Origin of the sequence: Paenarthrobacter sp. YAF11_1, from assembly GCF_052113445.1 — a bacterium.
Classification (GTDB): domain Bacteria; phylum Actinomycetota; class Actinomycetes; order Actinomycetales; family Micrococcaceae; genus Arthrobacter.
Window position 1 is genome coordinate 72,456 of the sequence record NZ_JBFRDF010000012.1, and the last position, 22,716, is coordinate 95,171.

Annotated in this window: 19 protein-coding genes; 6 read left to right on the forward strand and 13 right to left on the reverse strand. The window is 62.6% G+C overall.

The annotated features are described in order from the left end of the window. Positions 1-89: 89 nt before the first annotated feature. The 12 genes from uidB to AB4Y77_RS17580 form a co-directional block, all read right to left on the reverse strand. Positions 90-1,508, reverse strand: coding sequence for a glucuronide transporter (gene uidB / locus AB4Y77_RS17525; protein ID WP_442014808.1), 1,419 nt, complete (start codon positions 1,506-1,508; stop codon positions 90-92). Positions 1,509-1,828: 320 nt separating this feature from the next. Further along, positions 1,829-3,211 (reverse strand): mannitol dehydrogenase family protein, encoded by a 1,383-nt coding sequence (locus AB4Y77_RS17530; RefSeq protein ID WP_442014809.1) that lies wholly within the window; start codon positions 3,209-3,211, stop codon positions 1,829-1,831. Continuing rightward, positions 3,208-4,614, reverse strand: a complete 1,407-nt coding sequence (uxaC, locus tag AB4Y77_RS17535; protein ID WP_311211447.1) for a glucuronate isomerase — start codon at positions 4,612-4,614, stop codon at positions 3,208-3,210. Before uxaC ends, AB4Y77_RS17530 begins: the two co-directional genes overlap by 4 nt. 92 nt (positions 4,615-4,706) lie before the next feature. After that, a complete protein-coding gene (locus tag AB4Y77_RS17540) occupies positions 4,707-5,753 on the reverse strand; it encodes a LacI family DNA-binding transcriptional regulator (protein ID WP_442014810.1) in 1,047 nt (348 codons plus the stop codon). A 345-nt stretch (positions 5,754-6,098) separates the two neighbouring features. Further along, positions 6,099-7,265 (reverse strand): Gfo/Idh/MocA family protein, encoded by a 1,167-nt coding sequence (locus AB4Y77_RS17545; RefSeq protein ID WP_311211449.1) that lies wholly within the window; start codon positions 7,263-7,265, stop codon positions 6,099-6,101. A gap of 41 nt (positions 7,266-7,306) precedes the next feature. Then, a complete protein-coding gene (locus AB4Y77_RS17550) occupies positions 7,307-8,167 on the reverse strand; it encodes a sugar phosphate isomerase/epimerase family protein (RefSeq protein ID WP_442014811.1) in 861 nt (286 codons plus the stop codon). A gap of 62 nt (positions 8,168-8,229) precedes the next feature. Then, a complete protein-coding gene (locus AB4Y77_RS17555; protein WP_442014812.1) occupies positions 8,230-9,105 on the reverse strand; it encodes an ATP-binding cassette domain-containing protein in 876 nt (291 codons plus the stop codon). After that, positions 9,102-10,991, reverse strand: coding sequence for a dipeptide/oligopeptide/nickel ABC transporter permease/ATP-binding protein (locus tag AB4Y77_RS17560; protein ID WP_442014813.1), 1,890 nt, complete (start codon positions 10,989-10,991; stop codon positions 9,102-9,104). Before AB4Y77_RS17560 ends, AB4Y77_RS17555 begins: the two co-directional genes overlap by 4 nt. Then, positions 10,988-11,929, reverse strand: coding sequence for an ABC transporter permease (locus AB4Y77_RS17565; protein ID WP_026542293.1), 942 nt, complete (start codon positions 11,927-11,929; stop codon positions 10,988-10,990). Before AB4Y77_RS17565 ends, AB4Y77_RS17560 begins: the two co-directional genes overlap by 4 nt. 6 nt (positions 11,930-11,935) lie before the next feature. Then, on the reverse strand, positions 11,936-13,474 hold the full coding sequence (locus AB4Y77_RS17570) for an ABC transporter substrate-binding protein (RefSeq protein ID WP_442014814.1): 1,539 nt from the start codon (positions 13,472-13,474) through the stop codon (positions 11,936-11,938). 246 nt (positions 13,475-13,720) lie between these two features. Beyond that, positions 13,721-14,728 (reverse strand): Gfo/Idh/MocA family protein, encoded by a 1,008-nt coding sequence (locus tag AB4Y77_RS17575; protein WP_442014815.1) that lies wholly within the window; start codon positions 14,726-14,728, stop codon positions 13,721-13,723. Between the two features lie 91 nt (positions 14,729-14,819). Then, positions 14,820-15,665: a sugar phosphate isomerase/epimerase family protein gene (locus AB4Y77_RS17580; protein ID WP_442014816.1), complete on the reverse strand. Its 846-nt coding sequence runs from the start codon at positions 15,663-15,665 to the stop codon at positions 14,820-14,822. Between the two features lie 228 nt (positions 15,666-15,893). On the opposite strand from AB4Y77_RS17580, the gene AB4Y77_RS17585 reads away from it, so the two are divergent. The 5 genes from AB4Y77_RS17585 to AB4Y77_RS17605 all read left to right on the forward strand — a co-directional run bounded on the left by AB4Y77_RS17585 (position 15,894) and on the right by AB4Y77_RS17605 (position 20,157). Continuing rightward, the gene (locus tag AB4Y77_RS17585; protein WP_442014817.1) at positions 15,894-16,913 is read left to right on the forward strand and encodes a LacI family DNA-binding transcriptional regulator; all 1,020 of its coding nucleotides are present in this window, start codon (positions 15,894-15,896) and stop codon (positions 16,911-16,913) included. Positions 16,914-16,971: 58 nt separating this feature from the next. Then, complete coding sequence (gene nadE, locus AB4Y77_RS17590; protein WP_311211457.1) at positions 16,972-17,793, forward strand: ammonia-dependent NAD(+) synthetase; 822 nt, start codon at positions 16,972-16,974, stop codon at positions 17,791-17,793. A gap of 239 nt (positions 17,794-18,032) precedes the next feature. Further along, entirely contained in the window at positions 18,033-18,683 is a 651-nt protein-coding gene (locus AB4Y77_RS17595) for a PadR family transcriptional regulator (RefSeq protein ID WP_442014818.1), read from the forward strand. A gap of 77 nt (positions 18,684-18,760) precedes the next feature. Further along, positions 18,761-19,519 (forward strand): MerR family transcriptional regulator, encoded by a 759-nt coding sequence (locus AB4Y77_RS17600; protein ID WP_442014819.1) that lies wholly within the window; start codon positions 18,761-18,763, stop codon positions 19,517-19,519. A gap of 44 nt (positions 19,520-19,563) precedes the next feature. Next, the gene (locus AB4Y77_RS17605; RefSeq protein ID WP_442014820.1) at positions 19,564-20,157 is read left to right on the forward strand and encodes a TetR/AcrR family transcriptional regulator; all 594 of its coding nucleotides are present in this window, start codon (positions 19,564-19,566) and stop codon (positions 20,155-20,157) included. A gap of 120 nt (positions 20,158-20,277) precedes the next feature. On the opposite strand, the gene AB4Y77_RS17610 is transcribed toward AB4Y77_RS17605, so the two are convergent. After that, the gene (locus AB4Y77_RS17610) at positions 20,278-21,288 is read right to left on the reverse strand and encodes a LacI family DNA-binding transcriptional regulator (RefSeq protein WP_311211780.1); all 1,011 of its coding nucleotides are present in this window, start codon (positions 21,286-21,288) and stop codon (positions 20,278-20,280) included. A 300-nt stretch (positions 21,289-21,588) separates the two neighbouring features. Between AB4Y77_RS17610 and AB4Y77_RS17615 the strand changes: the two genes are divergently transcribed. Then, the gene (locus tag AB4Y77_RS17615; RefSeq protein WP_442014821.1) at positions 21,589-22,545 is read left to right on the forward strand and encodes a carbohydrate kinase family protein; all 957 of its coding nucleotides are present in this window, start codon (positions 21,589-21,591) and stop codon (positions 22,543-22,545) included. Positions 22,546-22,716 lie beyond the last annotated feature (171 nt).

The following is a 22,716-nucleotide window of genomic DNA, read 5'->3' on the forward strand; positions in this document are numbered from 1 at the left end:
CCTTTCGGGATGTGGCTGGGTGGGTTTGAGTATGATTTTAGGTTGGATTGCATCAAGTGGCAACCGGTTGCCGAACCTTTTTGGATTATTTAGCTGGGCTTGTTGCCGTGTGCGGCATGGCCGGCAGCAGCAACCTCCGGAGTTCCAGGATTTCCCTTGGGGGCGTCCTGCCTGACGTCCGCAGAACGGCGCGCACGGATCTCCCCCACAATCTGCGCATGCACCGCATCTGTGAGCTTGTACTTGGTCATCACCACTATCGCCAGGACGGTCATGATGGCCGGCAGGGCCCCGGCGGCGAACTGGATTCCCTGCATGGCTTCCGCGCTCTGGGTGGCGCCTGACGTGTAGCCGCCCACCGCGAGGCAATAGGCGGCAAGTGCCCCACCCACGGCTTGGCCGGTCTTCCGGGTGAAGGAAAACAGCGCGTAGGTGATTCCCTCCGTGCGGACACCGGTTTTCCATTCGCCGTACTCCACAGTGTCCGCTTCCAAGGCCCACACCACGATGTTCACCGCCATGACGCCCATCAGGCTGACCACGAGCCCGGAGAAGCCAACCCAGACCATGGAGGAAGGAGAGAAGAAGACAATAATTCCACCCACCATGGACAGCGTTCCGGCAGCGATGTACACGTTCTTTTTGCCGATCCTGCGGACCATTCGCGGCATCAAAGGTGCAAGGGCCAAGGTCATGACCAGTTGAACGATGGCCAGCACCGGATATAGATCCAAGCGGCCCAGGACATCGCGGAGGTAGTAGAGCTGAACGGAGGACAACGCCATGTAGCCGGTCAGGAAGAGGAACGAGCTCAGGCACAGCATGAGCAGCGGACGATTCGTCTTCAGAGTGTCCATGCTCTGCTTGAAGGAAACATTGGGGACCGTGCGGTGCACGCGCTCCCTGGCCGTGAGGACAGTGAAGAGGTAGAGGGCCGCGCCGATCACCACAAAAGCCAGCGTGATGGTAGTGAACGTGGCCTGGAGTTCAGCGCCCGGCTTGATCAGCGGCGCCACGAAGATGCCCAGGGCGGAACCCACCAGCAGTGCACCAACCGTGCGGGCGGATCCCAGCTTGGCGCGGTCCCCGGGATCCTGCGTCATGGCCCCGGCCAGCGAGCCATACGGGATGTTGACCAGGGAATAGGCCAACCCCAGAGCCGCGTAGCTCACGTAGGCGTAGAGCAAGGTGCCCGTCTCGCCCAGTTGCGGCACGGAGAACGTCGCGACGCTGAGGAGCAGGAGCGGAATGGAACCAAACATGATGAAGGGGCGGAACTTCCCAAAGCGCTTGCTGTACGAGCGGTCAACCATGCGTCCAGCGAAGACATCGGCGAAGGCGTCGAAGATCCGCACCACCAACAGCAAGGTACCGGCCGCGGCCGCCGAAATTCCTGCGACGTCCGTGTAGTACACCAGCAGGAACATCGTGGCGGTGGTGAAGGCAAGGTTATTGGCGGCATCGCCGGCACCATAGCCGGCGATGCTGAGTTTGCTGAGCTTTTTCAATGCGGGCTCCTTTACCCTTCGCGTCATTGCGGTCCAAGCCGACTCGACAGTAGATGGAACCTCTGGAATCGGTGGTGCAGCTGTTGTAATTCTAGTCACTTTGGCAAGCGTTTGGCAATCGGTTGCCGCAACATTTCATTGAAACTTACACCAAACCTCTACCCGTTGTGAGGCCCGCTTTACGCCTTAAGAACACGCCAAGGCACGCACAGCGGGCCCCACAACGCGTGGGATCGGCTGTGTTAAACGCCGGCGGCCCAGGTTGCCGGGGAAATCCTGACAACCTGGGCCAGCAACGGGCGCTGAATCAGGAAGAAGTCCTACGCGGTAGCTCCTACGCCGGAACCACTTGCGGCGGCATGCTCCGCCGCGGGTACAAAACCGGCACTAAGCTCCTCGATGAGCTTCACAACCCCGGAATCTCGGGAGAGCCCACCATCCAGCAACGACACCAGGGCAGCAATGCGGTCAAGGCCGTAAAGCTGGTTGGCCTGTGCCACCGCGCCAGACTGAGGGTCCTGCAGGCCGGGGTTCGACTCCACGTACGCAGCCCACACCGCGATCATCCTTGCCGCAGCTTCACCGGTTCGCCCTGCTGCGCGTTCGGCCCGGAGTACAGGGACGGCGCGCATGCGCAGCTTGGTGCTGGCGTCCATGGCGATCTGGGCCAAATGGTGCGCGATACGCGAATTGCCAAAGCGATCCAGCAAGGCCGCTCTGTACTCGGGAATGCGCAGGTCGTCGCCGGTGAGGTGGCGGGATGCTTCGTCCCAGAACTCCTCCACAGCCTGCGAGCACACCGGATCAGCCAAAGCTTCAGCAACGGTGGTGTGCCCACGAAGCTGTCCTGCGTAGGCCAGGATCGAGTGCGCACCGTTCAGAAGCCAGAGCTTGCGGTTTTCGTAGGGCTCGATGTCGTCCACAAAGACAGCCCCGGCATCCTCCCACCGCGGGCGGCCCGCAGGGAAGTCTCCGCTCAGTACCCAGTTGCGGAACGGTTCGGTGACCACGGGAGCGTCGTCCCGGTAGCCGCACTTTTCACTCACCAGGGCGACGTCATCCGCGGTTGGTCGGGGCGTAATCCGGTCAACGGACGTGCTCACGAAGCTCACGTTCGCCTCGATCCAGGCGGCCAGGCCGCCGTCGAATTCTCTCGCAATACCCAGCACGCCATCCCGGGCTACGTTTCCATTTTCCGAGAGGTTGTCGCACGAAACGACGGCGAGGGGGCCGGCGTCGGCGTCCTTACGTGCGGCGAGGCCCAAGACCAAGCGGCCCAACGGCGTCGTGGGCTGTGCGCCCGAAACCAGCAGCGGGACGTCGTCGGCGCCGAGTCCGTAAGCGGCTTCGGTGATGGTCAGGGTGACCACAGCGGTCTGCGGCGCGGCGACCAGTTCAACCAACCGGCCGACGTTGGCGCCATCCACGGCTTCGACGATGCTGCCCACTACCTCGAACGAGTCGCCCGCATCGGAGCGCTCCACCACGGTGAACAAACCGTCCTGCCCTGCCAGGACATCGGCGGCGTCGGGGCGTCGTCCTGTGAACGAGGCGATGCCCCACTCTCCCGCGTCGCCGGCGTGCTGCGTGAACCAGGCCTGATGCGAACGGTGGAAGGCGCCGAGGCCCAGGTGCACTATGCGGACGGGAGCTTTGGGGTTTGGCGCAACGTCGCGGTTGAGGCGCGGCAGTGCGGCGGTCATAGCTTGAACACCCTGCGTGGCGAGGAATCGACGACGTCGAGAATCAGCTCGTGCGCGCGGTCTTCAGTCACGCGGTGCTCGGCTACAAGGCGCGCGAGGAAGGACGCTTCGATCCTGCGGGAGGCGTCATGCCGTGCCGGAATGGAGCAGAAGGCGCGGGTGTCATCGATGAAGCCTGACGAGCGCGAGAAACCGGCGGTCTCAGTGACGGCTGAGCGGAACCGCAACATGGCGTCGGGCGCATCGAGGAACCACCACGGGGCGCCAATGTACACAGACGGGTAGAAGCCGGCCAGCGGCGCCAATTCGCGGGAAAACACTGTCTCGTCCAGGGTGAAGAGCACCAGGTGGAAGTCCTTGGCCGTGCCGAAGTCCTGCAGCAACGGACGGATGGCCTCGGTGTAGTTCACGGCGAACGGGATGTCGTGACCAGTGTCGGCACCAAACTCAGTGAACGTAGGTTCGTGGTGGTTGCGGTACGAACCCGGGTGGATGGTCATGACCAGGCCATCCTCCACGGACATGCGCGCCATCTGGTACATCATGTGGGCCTCGAACGCGTCGCGATCGTGCGCACTGGCCTTGCCGGAGCGTGCCTTTTCGAAGAGCGCTTCCGCTTCCGCTTCATCAAGTTTGAGGGTGGCGGGGGTGCGGACGCCATGGTCCGCCGATACCGCGCCATGCTCTACGAAATAACGACGCCGGTTTTCCAGGGCGGCGATGTAGCCGGCGTAGCCAGTGGCGCCATCGGCCGCGGTCCCGATGAGCCGATCGACGTTGGCACTCCAGCTGGGGTGGGCCACATTCAGGTAGGCGTCCGGGCGGAACGTGGGGAGGACGCGGCCGTTGAAGCTCGGATCTTCGGTGAGTGCTTTGTGGCTGGCCAGACTGTCCAGCGGATCATCCGTGGTGGCGAGGACCTCGATGTTGAAGTCCTTGAAGAGTTGCCGCGGGCGGAAGTCGGGTTCTACCAACTTCGCGGCGATCGCGTCGTAGCTTGCGTCCGCTGGCAACTCACTGAGCTCGGCCCCGAGCTTGAACACATCGTTGAACTGGGTGCGCAGCCAATACCCGGAGGCCGTGCCCTCGAACAGCGGCCAGGCTTCAACGAACTGTCGCCAGATCTCCCGGGACTCCGGGGCGGACGCTGTGCCGGCCAGCAACTGATCCATCGGAACACCGTTGGCGTGGATCAGGCGGGTGACGTAGTGATCCGGGCTGACCAGGAGCGCTGCAGGATCGGGGAACGGCGTGTTCTGCTCGATGACTGCGGCGTCAACGTGGCCGTGCGGGGAAATGATGGGCAGGTCCTGGACGCGCTCCAGCAAGGACCGCGCGATGCTGCGCGTCCCGGGATCTGCGGGCAGGAGCCTGTCAGGGTGTGCTGCGATGGACTGTGACATAGGTCAATCTTGGGGGTCCAGCCCAACCTTTGTCAACCGGTTGCCAAAAATTGCCACTCTGTTGCATCTTGCTGTGCAGCGGGGTGCTGAAGTCAGGCGAGGAGCCGTCCGCTGGACCCGCGCACCACGAGTTCCGTTTCCACCCGGACAGCTTCGCTTGGGGCGTCCTGGCCTTGGAGCATGTCCAGCAGGATAGTCACGGCACGGGTGCCGCACTCCCCCAACGGCGAGCGGACCGTGGTCAGGGCCGGGGTAGTGAAATCGGCGCCGAAGATGTCGTCGAAGCCAACAATGCTGATCTGGTCCGGAACGCGCATGCCGCCGGCCTGCAATTCCTGCATCAAGCCAATGGCCAAGAGGTCGTTGTAGGTGATCACCGCCGTCGCCCCGCTGTCCAGGACGTCGCGCGCAACCTGACGGCCGCCGTCGACCGTTGGTTTGGACGACTCGAGGCGCACCGCGCTGAGCTTGGACCATTCGGCGGCGGCTTTGACGCCTTCCCAACGGCGGGCCGTCATCCAAGACTGCTTGGGGCCAGCGACGTACGCGAGCTTTTCATGGCCGTTGGCGGCCAGGCTGCGCACGGCTTCGCTGATGCCCTTGTTGACGTCCGGAACCACGCACGGAACGCCTTGGATCTCGCGGTTGATGACGGCGACGGGTTTGTCCGCGGCCAAGGCTCGGATGTGGTCATCGTCCATGCGGGGGCTGGCCAGGATGAGTCCGTCCACGGTGCTCAGCAGGCGCCGGGCGGCGGTTACTTCAGTCTCCGGCGACTCGGCGGACTCAGCCAGAACCAGCGTGTAATCGCGGGCGGATCCGGTGGTTTCAGCGCCGCGGATGATGTCGAAGAACGTGGGGTTGGTGATGTCCGCGACGATCAGCCCAATGGTCTGGGTGCGGCCCGTGGGCAGTGCCCGGGCGAACGGATTGACCTGATAATTCAGCTCCGCAGCCGCGTCCTCAATGATCTTCTGCGTTTTGGCACTGACACGGCCAGGCTTGCTCAGCGCGCGGGACACAGTGGAGGGATTCACGCCCGCCAGCTTCGCGATGTCGTAAATCGTGGCAGAGGACTTATCCCCCCGGCCGCGCTTGGTGGGGGTGGATGCTGTTCCAGTGCTCGTCACGTCAGTCACCGCTCCATCGTAGACCGCTTGGCAACAAAAAAGGCCGGTTGCCAAGGTATGACATCCGGGACGTGAGAGAGCGATCCCCAAAACGCAACGGGACGTGAGCGAGCGATCCCCAAAAGGCAACGGGACGTGAGAGAGCGATCCCCAAAACGCAACGGGACGTGAGCGAGCGATCCCCAAAACGCAACGGGACGTGAGCGAGCGATCCCCAAAACGCAACGGGACGTGAGCGAGCGTGCTGGTGGTCCGGACACCCAACGGCGCTCTCTCACATCCCTACCCAAAAACCGCGGCGCTCTCTCACATCCCGCTGGACACCGCTGGACACGAGAGGGCGCCACACACAAACTACGAACGTTCCGGGAACTTGCCCTCTTCAGCGATGCGCTTGTTGAGCTCCTGCAGGAACTCGTCCTCATCAAAGTCCAGCGATACTTCCTTGCCGGTCCAGGCTGAGAGGTGGATGGCGTTGGCCAGGCGGACACCGTTGATGCCATCGGACCCCGGGGCCAGCAGCGGCGTACCGTCCAGGATGTTGGCAGCGAAGTTCTCCAGGACCCCTGCGTGCTGGCCGCCCCAGACGGACTCGAACTCAATGACCTCGCTGGTGTAGAGCTCGTCGCGGTTCAGCTGGCCCATGAAGAGCTTGCGGACATCGTCCATGCCCATCGAGTCGCTGATGTCCCGTTCCGGCTTGACCAAGCGGGTGACGGTGGCAACCTTGCTGCCCTCCACCACGATTTTGCCCTGGTCGCCCAGGATTTCGAACCGGTCTGTTCCCACAATGTCGTGGGTGGCCGTCACGAAAACGCCAGTGGCGCCGTTGCCATAGTCCACTACCGCGGTAACCTCATCCTCGACGGCGATATCGCGGCGGAAGCCGAACGCCACCTTCGAGTACACGGACTTGGGGACGCCGCAGATCCACTGCCAGAGGTCCAGCTGGTGCGGTGCCTGGTTGACCAAAACGCCGCCGCCTTCGCCGCCCCAGGTGGCGCGCCATTCGCTGGAGTTGTAGTAGCCCTGGGGACGCCACCAGTTGGTGATGATCCAATTGGTACGCCGGATGCTGCCGATTTCGCCGTTATCGACGATTTCCTTGAGCTTCTTGTACAGCGGGTTGTTGCGCTGGTTGAACATGATGCCGAAGGAGAGTTCCGGCTTGGAGGCCGCGAACTCGTTGAGCTCCTTGACCTGCTTGGTGTAGACGCCGGCTGGCTTCTCCACCAAGGCGTGGATGTTGCGCTTGAGTGTCTCGATGCCCATCTCCGGGTGCAGGAAATGCGGAACGCAGGTGACGATCGCGTCCACGGAACCGCTCTCCAGCATGGCGATGTAGTCCTCGAAGAACGGGACATCCGGGTACTGGGAAGCGGCAAGCTCCTTCTTGGCGGGATCGACGTCGCAGATGGCGGCGATCTCCATGTTCGGCACGAGGCCGTCGGCGATGAACTTGGCGTAGGCGCCGCCCTGCTGGCCCAAGCCGATGATGCCGAGGCGTACTTTCTTGCTCATGACTGCAATCTCCCGTGTTGAAAACTGAAACTTGTTGAAATCTAGAAAAGGTCGGCGTGGCCCATGGCCACCAGGTTGTCGTATGAGGTCTGAAGTGCATCCCATACGGTGCGCCCATAGAGCTCGTCCTGCTCCACCAGGAGGTACCTGGCACCCGCGGCCACGGCGGCAGGAACGATGGACGCGAAGTCCAGGTTGCCCTCTCCCACTTCGGCGAACTGCACCACATTGCGGAACTCGGCCATGAACCCGGGGAAATCGCCCTTCTCCAGGAGCCCGAAGGACGATTCCGGCAGTTGACCGATCCTGTAGTCCTTGAGGTGCACCATGGCAGTCTTGCCCGCGTATTTTTCGAGGGTGCGGACAGGGTCCAAACCACCGCGCTGGACCCAGTGGACGTCGATTTCCATGCCCATGGCCGGGGAGTTCTCGGCGATGATGTCCAGCATGTACTTGCCGTCAAACTTCGCGAACTCAATGTGGTGGTTGTGGTAGTACAGGCTGATGCCGTGCTCCTGAAGGCGTTCAGCGTAGCCGTTGGCCTGCTTGGCGAACTCAACCACCGAGTTCAGGGACCTCATGGCCCCGAACGGAAGCATCCCGATGCGCAGCAAGGAAGAGTCCAGGCGCTTGGCATCGTCCACGATCTTGTCGAAGTTGTCCGCCAGTGATTCCACCGGCATGCCCTTGCGGCCTTCGATATTGACCGAAAGCGCTGCGATGTCCATGCCCAACTCCGTGCGGGAACGGTCCAGTTCACCCACGTTCTCCGGAGTCATCGGGATTTGGGAAATCTCGACGGCGTTATAACCGATCGCACTGACCTTGCGGAGCGTTTCGAACGCTCCAACGTCAGCAAAACTGTCCTTCAGCATCATGGCTTGGACGCCTATTGTGGCCACTTTTTCCTCCGGGGTTTCCGGGCCCTTCCGGACCCTGGGATGTGTGATAGGTGCAGGGCCGTTCAGGCCACGGCACCTTGCTGTTCTATTTGGCTGTGTTGGTTGGCGAGCAAGCGGTGCCGGTCTGCCCGGCGTTGTTCCTGCCGGTCAGGATCGGGCACGGGCGAGGCGAGCAAAAGCCGCTGCGTGTAGGGATGTTCGGGATCGCGGGTGACCACCTCGGCGGGGCCTTGCTCCACGATTTCGCCGTGGTACATGACCGCGACGCGGTGGCTGATGTGCCGGACGACGTCGAGGTCGTGGGACACGAACAGGTATGAAACGCCGGTGTCCTTTTGGATCTGCAGGAAGAGGTCCAGCACACGGGCCTGGGTGGAGAGGTCAAGGGCACTCACCGGCTCATCACAGACAATCAGCTTCGGGGACAGGGCAAGAGCCCGGGCGATCGCAACGCGCTGGCGCTGGCCGCCGCTGAACTCGCGGGGCAGGCGGTGAATGGCGTCGGTTGGCAGCCCTACCTGGTCCAGCAGTTCCTTGACGCGTTTCTTGGCCGCTGCAGGCTCCATGCCTTGCACGCCCAGGGGTTCAGCGAGGATGTCGCCGATTTCCAGCGCCGGGTTCAGCGAGGTGTAGGGGTCCTGGAACACCACTTGAAGATCGCGGCTCAGCGTCCGGCGTTCCTTGCGGGACGCGTTGCTGATGTCGTTGCCTTCGAAGATCACCTTTCCGGCGGTGACGGGCGCGAGGCCCAGGACGGCACGGCCAAGCGTGGTCTTGCCCGAGCCGGACTCCCCCACCAGGCCCAGGGTCTCCCCCTGGCCGATGGTGATGTTGATGTCCGTCAGGGCACGGAAAGGTTTGGCCCGGAACCGCTTGCTGGGGTACTCCACCACCAGATTCTGCACTGCGAGGAGCGGGGACTTCGCTGTGGCACTCATGCGACAGGCTCCTTGTCCTTCGATACAAGCATGGTCATGGGGGTCTTTCCTTCGAGCATGGACCCCAACAGGGTCTGCGTGTACGGCTCTTTCGGGTTCCGGAGGATCTCGCGGACAGTACCTTCTTCCACCAGCCGCCCGTTCTGCATCACGGCCACGCGGTCGCACAGATCGGCAACGACTCCGAAGTTGTGGGTCACCAGGATCACGCCGATGTTCAGGCGCTGCTGCAGCTCGCGGAGCAGGTCCAGCACGTCCGCCTGGACGGTGACATCCAGCGCCGTGGTGGGTTCGTCAGCGATCACCAGGTCCGGTTCACAGCTGATGGCACCAGCGATCAATACGCGCTGGGCCATGCCGCCGGAGACCTCGTGCGGGTAAGCGTTGAAGGTTCGCTCCGGGTTGGCAATACCGACGTCGGTGAGCAGCTTGAGCGCACGCTGGCGGGCTTCGGCCTTGGAGATTCCGAGGACACGGACCATGGGCGTAACCAGCTGGTAGCCGATGGTGAAGGCCGGGTCCAGGTTGCTCATGGGTTCCTGCGGAATGTAGGAGATCCGCTTTCCGCGCAGCTTGGACAACCTTTCCTGACTGACGCGGTCATCGCCCGGAGCCACCGTGTAGTTGCCGTCGAACTGGATGGAACCGCCCACAATCCGTGCGTTGTCCGGCAGCAGGCCCAAAATGGAGAACGCGGTCTGGGACTTGCCCGAGCCCGATTCGCCAACGATGCCGAGGATTTCGCCGCGGTCCACGTGGAACGAAACGTCGTCCACTACCTTTTTGATGGAACCGTCAGCCTGCGGATAGCCGACGCCGAGATTGGTCACCTTGACCAGGTGGTGCTCTGTTCCGACGTCGACGGCGGCCACGGACTTCCGTGACTGTCGCGCCTTGGCGGGGTCCGCCGTCGTGCTTGCAGAAGAACTCGTGCTTTCAGCTGTTGCCACCGGACGCTTCTTGCGGTGCTTGATCTTTTCGCCGTCTTCCAGGGCGTCGCGGATGGCGTTGCCCAGCAGGACCAGTCCGCCGATGGTCAGTGCCATGGCCAGTGCCGGCCAGAGCAGCAGGGTGGGCGTGAGGTAGACGTTCTTGAAGCCCTCGGAGAGCATGACGCCCCACGTTGCCTTGGTGGGATCGCCCAAGCCCAGGAACTCGAGCCCGGACTGGATGGCGATGGCAACACCGGCGATGGCCGCGGTTTGGATGATGATCGGCGCCCGGACCACCGAGAAGATGTGGCGGGCGATGATGCTCAGGTCAGACAAGCCGGAGACCCTGGCAGCGTCCACATAGAGCTCGTTCCGGACCGACTGCACGGCGGTGCGGGTGAGCCGGAAATAGGACGGGCTGATCAGGACACCGAACGCGATCATGGAGATCCATACCGACGGGCCGAACGCTGCGCGGATGGTGAGGAGGACAATCAGGCCGGGCAGGCTCATGAGGATGCTGACTACCCAGTTGGAGACGGCCTCGAACTTGCCGGCGTAGTAGCCGGCGATCAGGCCGGCCGGGAGTCCGATGGCAATGGCCACGCCGGCACACAGCAACGCGGACAACAAGGTCAGCTGGGCGCCGAAGAGCAGGCGGCTCCACGTATCGCGTCCTGCACTGTCAGTACCCAGGATGTTCACTGAGTCAGGGGCTGCCAGAGTCTTGGAGATGTTGGCGAAGTTCTCTTCGAAAGGCGCTATCACCGGGGCGAGGATGGCCAGCGCAGCGATGGTCAGCAGGATCACCAGTGAGGCGATGCCCATGGGGTTCTTCAGGAGGCGGCGCAGGACGGTGGAACGGACCACCGTGCCGCTTTGGCCTGACCCCGGCTTGGCCGCAAGGCCGGCTCCGGCCGCAGTTACTGCTGCTGAATCTACGGAATCGCTCATGACACACGTACTTTCGGGTTGAGCCAGCCATTGAGGATGTCCACCAGGAGGTTCACGACGATGACCACCACCACGGTGTACATCACCACTCCCATGACGACGGGAAGATCGGTTTGAGTGGTAGCGGCGACGGCCAGCGGACCCATTCCCGGGAGGGCGAAGATCTGCTCGATGATCACCACACCGCCCAGCATGCCGATCAGTTGCAGGCTCAAGACGGTGAGGCCTGCCGGTGCGGCGCTGCGCAGCACATGTTTGAAGAGAATTTCACGCTCCCCGATGCCGCGGCTGCGCAGCGTCCTGACGTAGTCACGCTCAAGCTGCTTGATCACGGCGGACCGGATTTGCTGCGCGCCACCGGTCACGCCGTTGATCAGCAGTGCTATGACCGGGAGGGTCATAGAGTAGACCCAGGCCTCCGGACCCACCTCCGGGGAGATGGTGCTGGTGGCGGGGAAGAAGCCGAGCTGGATGGCCAGGATGGTTACCAGGAACACGCCGATCACGTAGCCGGGGATGGAGTCCCCAACAATCGCGCCAATCTGGACCACCCTGTCCACCCAGCCGCGCTTGACGGCTGCGGCAACACCGATCAGTGCGGCGCAGATGGCGATCAGGATCATTGCGGTGAAGACCATGGTCATGGTCACCGGGATGCGGGTGGCAAGCGAGTTGGCCACCGGCTCCGAGGTAAACCAGGAGGCTCCAAGGTTGCCGGTCAGGGCATCGCCCAACCAGGCGAAGTAACGGACAAAGAGCGGCTGGTCGAGTCCCAGCTCCTGTTCCTTCAAAGCCACCTGTTCAGGTGTTGCCTGATCACCCAGGATGTTCTGGGCAATACTTCCGCTGGAGGTATAGAGCAGGGTGAAGGTGAGGACCGAGACGACGAACAACACCACCAGACCGCTGCCCAGTCTTTTCGCAATGAACTTGATCATGGGGTCCTACTTGGCGGGCGAGTAGTTATAGATGGAGGGAACGGCCTGCTGGACCTGCGGCGTGACGTTCACTTTGTCGTTGTGGTAGTACATCTGGTTCACGCGGAACAGCGGAGCGAACCAAGCTTGTTCAACCACATATTTGTTGACGTCCTGGGCCAGCTTGCCGGCATCCGCACCACCGGTACGCACGGCCGCGATCTTGGCCTCAAGCTCAGGGGTGGTGTTCTTGAAAGGGTTGTACAGGGCCTTGGTGGAGACGATCTGGTCGATCGCTACCGTCGGCTCACCCTGGAAGAGGTTGAAGAAGAGTGCGGGGTACTTCTGGGCGGCAACGTCCGAGGTGAAGGTGTTGGTAATGGCCGCACCCGGGTTCAGGGTGATTCCAACGTCGGCCAGCTGCTGCTTGAGGACGGAGATCAGGGTTTCCGCGCCGGGAAGGGTGGGAACTTCGAAGCTGACCTTGCCCTCGAAGCCGGACTCCTTCAGGAGCTGCTTGGCTTTCTCGGGATCGTAACTGTAGTAGTTCTCCAGCTCCTCAGACCAGGCGCCGCTGTCCTTGCCGAACGGCTGCGTGGTGGGAGTGCCCTGGCCCAGCATGACCTGATCCAGGATGGTCTTGCGGTCAAAGGCGTGGTTGATGGCCTGGCGGACCTTGAGGTTGGCCAGGGCCGGGTTCTTGGCGCCGTCGCGGTCCAGCAGGAGCAGTCCTGACCAGTCAACCTGGTTGGTTTCGAGCTTCATCTTGGCGCCCTCGGCCTGCTTGCCGTTCTTGGGGTCCAGCAGGGTGGCGTCAATCTGGCCGGAAACCAGTGCGTTGGTGCGGGCGGTGGGGTCCAGGAGGATCTTGAGCGTCAGCTTCTTGAACTTCTGGAGATCCTTGTTCCAATAGCCTTCCCGGGCGGTGAACACGGACTGGGAGTCCTTCACGGAGGCGGCCTTGTCCATCACGTACGGGCCGGAACCTACCGGAACGGTCTTGATGGCATCGGTTCCCAGTGCGGCGGGACTTCCCATGAGGCCGGCAGCCTGGCTGAGGAAGTACTCAAGGGCCGGTTCCGGCGCGCTGAGGTTGATGTCAATGGTGTCAGCGTCCACCACGGCAACATCGGATACAGAGGCAAGCTGACTCATCTGCGGGCCGTTGGCCTTCTTGAAGTGGTCCATGTTGGCTTTTGCTGCCGTGGCGTCGAACTTGGCACCGTCACTGAAGGTGACGTCCGTGCGGAGGTCGACGGTGAGCTTGGTGTTGGTCTCGTTGTACTTCCAAGCGGTTGCCAGCATGGGGCTGAGCTTGCCGTCCGGTTCACGGAGGATCAGGGAGTCGTACGCTGCCTGATACGGCTGGAGTGCGTGGCCCACGTGGGCCTGTGCCGGATCCCAAGAGGTGAGGTCCCTCAGGGTGCCCAACGTCAAGGCCGTGACGGTCTTGCTGCCGGCAGTCGAACCAGTTCCCGCGCCGGCACCTCCGCCGCCACATGCGGTAAGCGCCAGGGAGGCGCTGAGGACGATGGCGGCTGCTGCCGCCTTGGGACCTAACTTCATTGTCGGCTCCTACTGAGTCTTTGCCTGATGCGAGTCAGAGCTTGGGGCGTGTGGCCTGCGCCACACTTTTCTTGGGTGTGGGATTTACAGTACGGACTTTGTTCGGCCTTGGCAACCGATTGTCAAAAGTTTCTTAAATTGTTGCCAAGCATCCGGATGAGACACCTGGAGACACGGACCCGCCACGCGAAAACAGCCGGAATCCCTGAGGTTTCCGGCCCTTCGCCCCACGGTTGCGCGGATGGTTCAGCCCAACCGTTCGAGCATGTCCGGGTAGCTCTGCGCGTAAATGTCCTTGATGATCCCCAAGGACTTGCCCGCCTCGGCCGGGTCGATCCAGAAAGGTCCGGGATGGGCCAACGTGGAGTAGAAGTCCGCAATCAACAACTGATGGGAAACACCCCAGTAGGACCTGCCCCCGGTTTCCGCCACCCGCTCCTGGACGACGTCGACGGTCCCATCGGCATAGGTCACCGTGAGATCGCCCCGCAGGCTAAGGGTCGCCTTCTCGGTGACGATGTCCAGCGTCACCGGAGCATTGACGGCATTGGCCAGGGTTGCGTAGAAAACGCTGCGGGCGCCGTTGACATGCTCAGCAACAAACTCCGCAGTGTCTTCCACCTCGATCACGCCACCCAACGAACGGGTGGACGCGTGGCCCTCCACTTTGGCAACATCACCTACCAGCCACTGCAGCAGGTCCACCGTGTGGATGGCCTGGTTCATCATCAGGCCGCCTCCACCCCCTGCCCACGTTCCACGCCACGGACGGCTTTCGTAGTAGCTGCCGTCCCGGTGCCACATGACGGTTGCCGAGGCACCGATCACCTGACCCAACGTGCCGCCGTCGAGCAGTTCACGCATTGCTTGCGACGTCGCGTTGTACCGGTTCTGGAAGCAGACGCCGATCTTCGCCGTGCTCCGCTCCGCCACCTCGATCAGGCGCTGCCCCTCTTCCAACGTGTGGGCCAGCGGCTTTTCGACGATCACATTCACACCGCGCTCAAGGCAGTCAGCCGCCACGGAGGCGTGAAGGTGGTGCGGCGTACAAACATGCACGACGTCGGGACGCACCTCCCGGAGCATGTCCAGGTAGTCCGCGTAGCCGGGGACGCCATGGGCGGCTGACGCCGCCTCCAACCGTTCCGGATCGGTATCGCACACTGCCACCAACTCCGCGTCCCCCACCGCAGATAGTGCCTCAAAATGAACGGTTGAAATGTCGCCACAACCGATGACTGCCGCTGTTGGCATGCCCTGCTCCTTCGAAGGATGATGCTGCCGGATGGTGATGCTGAGTGCTGGTCGTTCCACGTGCTGGTGGTGCTGGTGCCGCTTGCCGGAATCAGGCGAGGGTGACGCCGTTTTTGCTCGCGAGGCCGGCGAAGGCCCTGGCTGCGATGCCGAAAGCCACAGGACCCGAGTAGCCGCCCAGTTCGTGGGCGCTGGCCAGGTGCGGCTCCAGCGACGCGAAGCCCTTGTATCCGTCGGCGGCCAGTGCAGCGATGGTGGCATCCAGCTCGCCGTCACCCTCGCCGGAAGGAACAACCTCGCCAGTGGTGGCGATCGCATCCTTCACCTGCAGGTACTCAAGGTACGGGCGCAGCAAGGCATAGCCCTCGGTGTACGGCTTGACGCCTACCTGGACGAAGTTGGCGTTGTCCCAGGCGACGCGCAGCGCCGGGGAGTTCACCGTTTCCATGATGTCCAGGACACGCTCAGGGGTGTCACCGTAGATGCCCTTCTCGTTTTCGTGCAGCAGAATCACGTCACTGGCGGCTGCCTCAGAGGCCAAGGCCGCCATGCGCTCCATCACGGCGTCCCGAATCTCTTCCTGCCCCTGATCCTCGCCCCGGTAGAAGGAGAAGATGCGGACGTACTTGGTGTCCAGGGCTTTCGCCACCGAGATGATCTGGCGGAGCCGCGCGAGCTCATGCTCCACCGGCAGGCTGACATCCACCTTGCCAATGGGGCTGGCTACAGCGGAAACCTTGAGGCCCTTTTCGTCGAGGATCTCCTTCAAGCGCTGGACAGCTTCCGGCTCCAGTTCGGACACGTTGGTGCCCCAGGCGCTGCGGACTTCAAGGTGACTGGCGCCGAGGGCCAGCAGCACGGCGGCCTGGATGGCGGGATCTGGATCTACTTCGTCGCCGAAACCGGACAGGCTCCACACGGTATGGGGGTGGGTCACGAATTCTCCTAGGTAGCCCCGTGACGCCACCGGCCGGAGCGCGGTGACGCAGTTCACAGGAGTGTCTTGTCCCCACGAGTTTAGCCATCTTGGCACTATTTTGACAACCGATTGCCATACGCTGCCATCGTGTGGCATTCTTGGTCCACGGTGTGGCAGTGGTCACAGCCGGATGATTTTGTCGTTCCGGGAGGAACGCCCATGTTTGCTGTTCAGAGAGGAACGCCCATGGCGACGCAACCCATGGCAACAGGCCGGCCTGCCACCATCCACGACATCGCTGCGCTGTGCGGCGTCGCGGCGTCCACAGTTTCGAGGGCCCTCGCCAACCCGGACCGCGTCAATATCCGCACCCGCGAGCGGATCCAAGCTGCCGCCGTCGAGCTTCATTACACGCCCAACTCGCAGGCGAAAGCCCTGAGCTCAGGGAAGACCGGCGCTGTCGGCGTCCTGGTTCCGGACATCACCAACCCGTTCTACTTCGACCTCATCCGAGGCACCCAGTTGCAGCTCAAGGCTGCTGGCTACACCCAATTGCTGGTGGATACCGAAGAGTCGGACGAGGTGGAGGCCAGCACGCTGGAGCAGCTGCGCAAGAGCGCCGACGGCGTCATTGTTGCGGCGTCGCGCCTCAACGACGACGCCCTGGCCGCTGCCGCCGCCCTGATGCCCATGGTCACTGTTAACCGCGACGTCGACGGCGTCCCCGCAGTCATCATCGACACCCCCTCAGCCATGCCGCAGGCCCTGGACCACCTGATTTCATGGGGTCACACGTCCGTTGCCTACGTTTCCGGTCCCGCCGTTTCGCAGTCGAGTGCCCAGCGCTGGGCCGCACTGTCAGCAGCCGCGGAGGAACGCGGAGTTGAGGTCCGCCGCCTTGGCCCCTTCGCGCCCAAAACCCAATCCGGCGCAGCTGCAGCGGATGCCGCCGTCCACAGCGGGGTCACTGCGTGCATCGTCTTCAATGACCTCATCGCCATCGGCATGCTGCAACGACTCCGCGAACGGGGCCTCCGGGTACCGGAAGACATGAGCATCGTGGGCTGTGACGACATCTTTGGTGCGGATTTCTGCAACCCACCCCTGACCACCATGAGCTCACCCATCGAGCAGGCCGGCCGGGTGGCCGTGTCCATGCTGCTGGCCCAGTTGAACCCGCTGGCCGGCGGCGGAAACCGGAATCGCTCCGCCATGCCCACGCACCTCACAGTCCGTGGTTCCACGGGCCCGGTCCCCTCCGCTTAGCCCGAATCACCACGCAATATGGTTGAGCCGGTGTGACCGGGCTGACTAGTGTTGGACCATGCGCGAACTCCAGGAAAAGATCATTGAAGAAATGGGCGTCCAGCCCCGGATCAACCCTGCAGAGGAGGTCCGCAAGCGCGTCGATTTCCTGAAGGATTACCTCAAGGCGACGCACACCAAGGGATTCGTTCTTGGTATCTCCGGCGGCATAGATTCCTCGCTTGCCGGCCGCTTGGCCCAATTGGCCGTGGAGGAACTCGAAGCCGAGGGCGTAGAAGCGAACTTCGTCGCCGTCCGACTCCCCTACGGCATCCAGCACGACGAAGACGATGCCCAGGCGGCCCTCGACTTCATCAAGGCCAAGACCGAGTGGACCTACAACATCTCCCAAGCCGTGGATGGTTTCGAGGACGAATTCGAAAAGACCACGGGCGCCCCGATCTCCGATTTCCATAAGGGCAATACCAAAGCCCGCGCACGCATGATCGCCCAGTATGCACTGGCCGGTGAACACAACTACCTGGTGATCGGCACGGACCATGGGGCAGAGTCAGTGACGGGCTTCTTCACGAAGTTCGGCGACGGCGGCGCGGACATCCTTCCGCTGTTCGGCCTGAACAAACGCCAGAACCGCACCCTCCTGGCCGAACTCGGCGCGCCTTCACGGGTCTGGGAGAAGGTTCCCACCGCCGACCTCTTGGATAACAAGCCCGGCCGCACCGACGAGGACGAGCTCGGCATCACCTACGACCAGATCGACGACTACCTCGAAGGCCGCGACATCCCCCAGGACGCCGCCGAGCTCATCGAGCAGAAATACCTCCGCACGCGCCACAAGCGCACGGTTCCGGTCACCGTCTTCGACACCTGGTGGAAATAGACGCTCCAGTACCAACCACGCTTCTCCAGAACAACCACGACGGCGGGTGCCGGCTTCCGTACGGAAGTCCGCACCCGCCGTCGTGCGTTAACCAACGCTCTCTCACCTCCCGCGCCCTCCCCGCCATCCTTCTCTCACCTCCCAATTTCAACTCTTGACGTCGCGATAGTTACCGATATATCGTTAACTATCGCCGATACTTCTTCGGCGAACCATTCAACCGAAAGGACGATGCTGTTATGAAAGGCATCAACGAAAACAACAACTCATTCCCCGAGCACGACCACGGACACCCTGAACACGGCCACGGCCGAGGCCGCTTCAACCGGGGCAAGGGCCGACGCGGACCGGGCGGACACGGAGGCGGCGGATTTGGTCCGGGCTTCGGTCCGGGCGGTTTTGGCCCTGGCTTTGGACCCGGATTCGGACCAAGGGGCTTCGGTCCCGGCGGCTCACGCCGAGCCAACCGTGGTGACGTCCGGGCAGCGATTCTCTCGCTCTTGGCGGAGGCTCCCTCCAACGGCTATGGCCTCATCAAGACCATCGCTGAGAAGACATCAGGTGCATGGCGACCCAGCCCCGGCTCCGTCTACCCCACCCTGCAGCAACTGGTGGACGAAGAACTGATCGTCGCCATCGGCGAAGGCCGACGCACCGAGTTCACGCTCACGGACGACGGCAAGGCCTACGTTGCCGAGCATGAGGAAGAACTGGCCAACGCCTGGAACACGGAGGCCGACGGAACCGGCGCCGCGTTCCACCAAAGCGTCGGCAAGCTCATGGGCGTCGTCCACCAGTTCCGCTCGGCCGCCACCGACGAACAGCGTCAGGCAGCCATTGAGAAGCTGGACGAAACCCGCCGCGCCCTCTACCTGATCCTGGCCGACTAAGTGCTGGTCACCATCCCCTTGACCTTGACGTAACGTCAACCCCTACTGTCGAAGAACAAGCACAGGACGGAGGACGTATGGACTGGTCAATTCAGGAAATCGCCAAGATCGCAGGGACTACCAGCCGCACGCTGCGTCACTACGACGACATCGGACTGCTGAAACCAAGCCGGACCGGCCATAACGGCTATCGCTACTATGACGGTCCGGCCTTGGTTCAGCTCCAGCGAATCCTCCTGCTCCGGGAACTGGGGCTTGGCCTGCCGGCCATCGCCGAAGTTCTCGATCGCGAGACGGATACCGTCAAAGCGTTGAGCAGCCATCTGGAATGGCTCGCGCAGGAGCAGGACAGGCTGACCCGGCAGATCGCGTCCGTCCGGCAGACCATCGACACAATGAAAGGGGATGGAAAGTACATGGCACAGAACATGTTTGATGGCTTCGACCACACTCAGTACAAGGACGAGGTGGAGGAGCGTTGGGGCAAGGATGCCTACGCCGCCAGCGATTCGTGGTGGCGAGGGATGAGCGCCGACGAAAAGCAACAGTGGAAGGACCGGGTCCAACAGCTGGGCACGGACTGGATTTCCGCCGCGGAATCAGGGGTTTCGCCTGATGGCGCCGAGGCGCAAGACCTTGCACGGCGCCACGTCGAGTGGCTTCGCGGCATTCCGGGAACCCCGACGACGGCACCTGGCGGAGACGTCAAGGGTTACGTCATGGGACTCGGCGAGATGTACGTCGCCGACCTTAGGTTTGCCGCCAATTACGGCGGGGAATCAGGGGCGACCTTCGTCCGGGATGCCCTGCGGGTTTACGCGGAAAAGAACCTCTAAACGGTCAGGATGCGCTGATCTGAGTTAGGCAATAGTCTGGCCGAATGGGTACAAGCACCGTCAAGTCCGGCGAACAGGTTGACAGACAGAAGCGCATTCTTGAAGCGGCACTGGAACTACTGTCCCGACACGGCATTTCCGGCATCAATATGCGCGCAGTGGCACGTGAAGCCGGCGTCGCACTTGGCTTGGTGAATTACTACTACGAAGACAAATCGAGTTTGATCCGCGCGGTGCTCCACCAGATCGAAGAGCACGACCTCCTGCTGGTGGAGCCTTCGCCCACCTCCACCCCGGATAAACAACTCCGCGAATCTCTTCGTCGCGTTGCGGACCCAGGACTCCTGACCACGCCGTACCTGTCCCTCCGCCTCCATTTGTGGGCTCTTGCCCAGGCCCATGAGGACTTTGCACGGATCAATGCCGCAGCTTTTGACCGGTATCTCCAAGGGCTTGCGGTCTTGATCGGCAATGCCATTTCCGGGTTGTCTCCTGAAGAATGCAGGGAGCGGGCGGCCGACATCGTTGTGGTGCAGAACGGCATGTGGCTCACCACGCTTTTGGGCATCGACAAGGCAGCGATAGAGCGAGGCATTGCCCGCACCGAGGAGATCGCGTTCGCGCCGTCGCGGCACTAGAACGGGTCTTGGTCCTCCGGAAAAACCGACGACGGCGGCAGGACCCGCCGTCGTCGGCCGTCTGCGTACAGTGTCCTGGTCATGGCCAGTCCTTTGCCCGGTTGGTTTCGGATTGTTCTGCTATTTGCCCGCGTCAGCCTGGGGCCGGATTTCACCGGAACCCCGCTGTATCAGTTCGGTGGGGATGACGTACGTTTGGGCTGGCCCCTCGTCGCCATCGATCCTTGCAAGGATCCGCTCAGCCGCCAGCTTGCCGATGCGTTCGGGATGCTGGGCGATCACTGTGATCCCGGGGTCCATCATGTCGGCCAGAGTGAAATCATCGAATCCAACGAGAGCAACCTTGTGATGCAGTCCAAGGGCTTTCAGGGCCCGCATGGCCCCGAACGTCACCAAGTTCTGACTGGAAAAAATCGCCGTGGGCGGGTTCTCTGAGGTAAGCAGCTCGCGAACAGCCCGACATGCGGCTTCCTCGTCATCCAGGTTCTCGCGAACGTCGACGCCGGACGTGGAAAAGCCTGCTTGTCCCACGCCATCCAGGAACCCTGTCCTGCGCCTTCCGGCTGTCTGAATATCAGTCCGGTCGCCAAGGTAAGCCAGCCGGGTATGCCCATGCTGGATCAGATGAGCCGCCGCCTTTGCCGCGCCAATTTCGTTGTCAGTGACTACCGCGTCAGCCTCAATGCCCGCAGGCTCACGGTCAATGAATACCAGGGGCAAATCGCGAGAGTGCTCCGGGATCATGTACGCCTGGCTCTTGGCGATGGTAGTCAGCACCAGCCCGTCGACCCGACGGCCCAGGAAAGCTGAAATGAGTTTCCTCTCCCGGTCAGGATCGTCATCCAGGCTTGCAGCGAAGACGGCAATTCCGCGCACAGCCAAGGCGTCTTCCATGGCCCTGTGGATCTCGCCACTGAATGGGTTGGAAACGCTCGGAAGCAGCAGGCCGATGGACTGGGTCTTGCGTCCGGAACGCTTCAGGCTGCCCGCTGTGATGTCCAGTTGGTACTGCAGTTGTTCCGTCGCCCGCATGACCCGCTGCCGGGTCGCCTCGGAGACCCCTGGCTCATCGTTCACTACGCGGGAGACTGTCTTGATCCCGACGCCCGCGAGATCGGCCACGTTCTTCATGATGGGGCGCTTGCGTCCGGAGCCGGACTGGTAACGATTAGACATCGTTGTCAACTTGCTGCTCCTCAACTCGATTCAAGACTTGACTCTACCGCGTGAGCTTGCTTCCATATCCTATGACAACGTTGTCAGAGGCAGGAATGCGGATCCATCTTCCTGCCGCCGGCGCAGTCTGACGCTCGGTGCACTTAGCCTGACAGCCCGCGGAGGCAGCTCATTCCCTGCAACCAGTGGAGGCGCCATGAGAAGGCCGCCGAGGCGAAGGACCCATACCACCAGTAACCCGACGAAAGAACCGAGATGCACAACCTTCACCCAGGCGACTTTGCCCATAACCAACTGGACGTCCTCGTCATCGGCGAAGCCCTGGTCGATATTGTGAACACCCGGGAAGGAACCATCAGCTACCCTGGCGGTTCCCCCGCCAATGTCGCCTACGGCCTGGGCCGTCTCGGGGTACCGACCGGGCTGCTCACAGCAATCGGCGAGGACGAACACGGCACCGCCATCACCACCCACCTCCACAGCGCAGGCGTCAAGCTGCTTCCCGGATCAACATCCATGGAGCGCACCGCCACGGCCACCGCCACCCTCGCAACGGACGGCTCGGCCAGCTACGAGTTCGACATCCGCTGGGAGCTTGCACCAGTAGCACCGGCCTCGATCCCGAAAATCCTCCACACCGGATCCATCGCCACATTCCTGGCCCCGGGAGCCGCCACTGTGCGCACCCTCCTGGATCAGAGCCACGACTCCTGCCTGGTCACTTACGACCCCAACATCCGCCCGGCACTCCTTGGCAGCCACGCCGAAGCCAAGACGATCTTCGAGGACCTGCTCCCCCTCACCGACGTCATCAAACTCAGTGACGAAGATGCGCACTGGTTGTACCCCGCATCCTCCTTGGACGACGTCGCCTCCCGACTCCTGAATCACGGGACCCGGCTGGCCGTCATCACCCGAGGCGCTGAAGGTGCGCTCCTCGCCACCCCCGGAGCACGACTCAACGTCCCATCAGCGAAGACCCACGTTGCAGACACCATCGGCGCCGGCGACTCCTACATGGCCGCCCTCATCTTTGAACTGTTGGCCAGGGGCGAAAAGGCGTTTGCGTCACCAGCCCTCGAAAGCATCGGACAGACCGCAGCCCTGGCCGCAGCGATCACCGTCAGCCGGCCCGGAGCCAACCCTCCGACCTCCGACGAACTTCAAACGCGGCTGGAAGAACTTAAACAGCAGCCACTCGCCGCCGTATAGTCCGTTCCGCCGCATCCGCGCGAGTTTGACACCACCAACCCGGCCCGCTGGCGACTGAACAGGCCCTCCGGGCCGGGTGCCGCCGTCGTGGGTTTCCTGCCTTTGGCGGGAGGGGCAGAACTCCCCATGGCACTGCTGCGGGACGACGCCTACGATGGCAGAGGACCGCTC

Excerpts from the sequence above, each read along its gene's own strand:
- AB4Y77_RS17530 (WP_442014809.1), bottom strand. The coding sequence starts at position 3,211 with ATGACCGCCGCACTGCCGCGCCTCAACCGCGACGTTGCGCCAAACCCC.
- AB4Y77_RS17610 (WP_311211780.1), bottom strand. The coding sequence starts at position 21,288 with ATGAAGAACGTGGCCGATCTCGCGGGCGTCGGGATCAAGACAGTCTCC.
- AB4Y77_RS17585 (WP_442014817.1), top strand. The coding sequence starts at position 15,894 with ATGGCGACGCAACCCATGGCAACAGGCCGGCCTGCCACCATCCACGAC.
- AB4Y77_RS17600 (WP_442014819.1), top strand. The coding sequence starts at position 18,761 with ATGGACTGGTCAATTCAGGAAATCGCCAAGATCGCAGGGACTACCAGC.
- nadE (WP_311211457.1), top strand. The coding sequence starts at position 16,972 with ATGCGCGAACTCCAGGAAAAGATCATTGAAGAAATGGGCGTCCAGCCC.
- AB4Y77_RS17605 (WP_442014820.1), top strand. The coding sequence starts at position 19,564 with ATGGGTACAAGCACCGTCAAGTCCGGCGAACAGGTTGACAGACAGAAG.
- AB4Y77_RS17545 (WP_311211449.1), bottom strand. The coding sequence starts at position 7,265 with ATGAGCAAGAAAGTACGCCTCGGCATCATCGGCTTGGGCCAGCAGGGC.
- AB4Y77_RS17565 (WP_026542293.1), bottom strand. The coding sequence starts at position 11,929 with ATGATCAAGTTCATTGCGAAAAGACTGGGCAGCGGTCTGGTGGTGTTG.
- uxaC (WP_311211447.1), bottom strand. The coding sequence starts at position 4,614 with ATGTCACAGTCCATCGCAGCACACCCTGACAGGCTCCTGCCCGCAGAT.
- AB4Y77_RS17575 (WP_442014815.1), bottom strand. The coding sequence starts at position 14,728 with ATGCCAACAGCGGCAGTCATCGGTTGTGGCGACATTTCAACCGTTCAT.
- AB4Y77_RS17615 (WP_442014821.1), top strand. The coding sequence starts at position 21,589 with ATGCACAACCTTCACCCAGGCGACTTTGCCCATAACCAACTGGACGTC.
- AB4Y77_RS17555 (WP_442014812.1), bottom strand. The coding sequence starts at position 9,105 with ATGAGTGCCACAGCGAAGTCCCCGCTCCTCGCAGTGCAGAATCTGGTG.
- AB4Y77_RS17595 (WP_442014818.1), top strand. The coding sequence starts at position 18,033 with ATGAAAGGCATCAACGAAAACAACAACTCATTCCCCGAGCACGACCAC.
- AB4Y77_RS17560 (WP_442014813.1), bottom strand. The coding sequence starts at position 10,991 with ATGAGCGATTCCGTAGATTCAGCAGCAGTAACTGCGGCCGGAGCCGGC.
- AB4Y77_RS17570 (WP_442014814.1), bottom strand. The coding sequence starts at position 13,474 with ATGAAGTTAGGTCCCAAGGCGGCAGCAGCCGCCATCGTCCTCAGCGCC.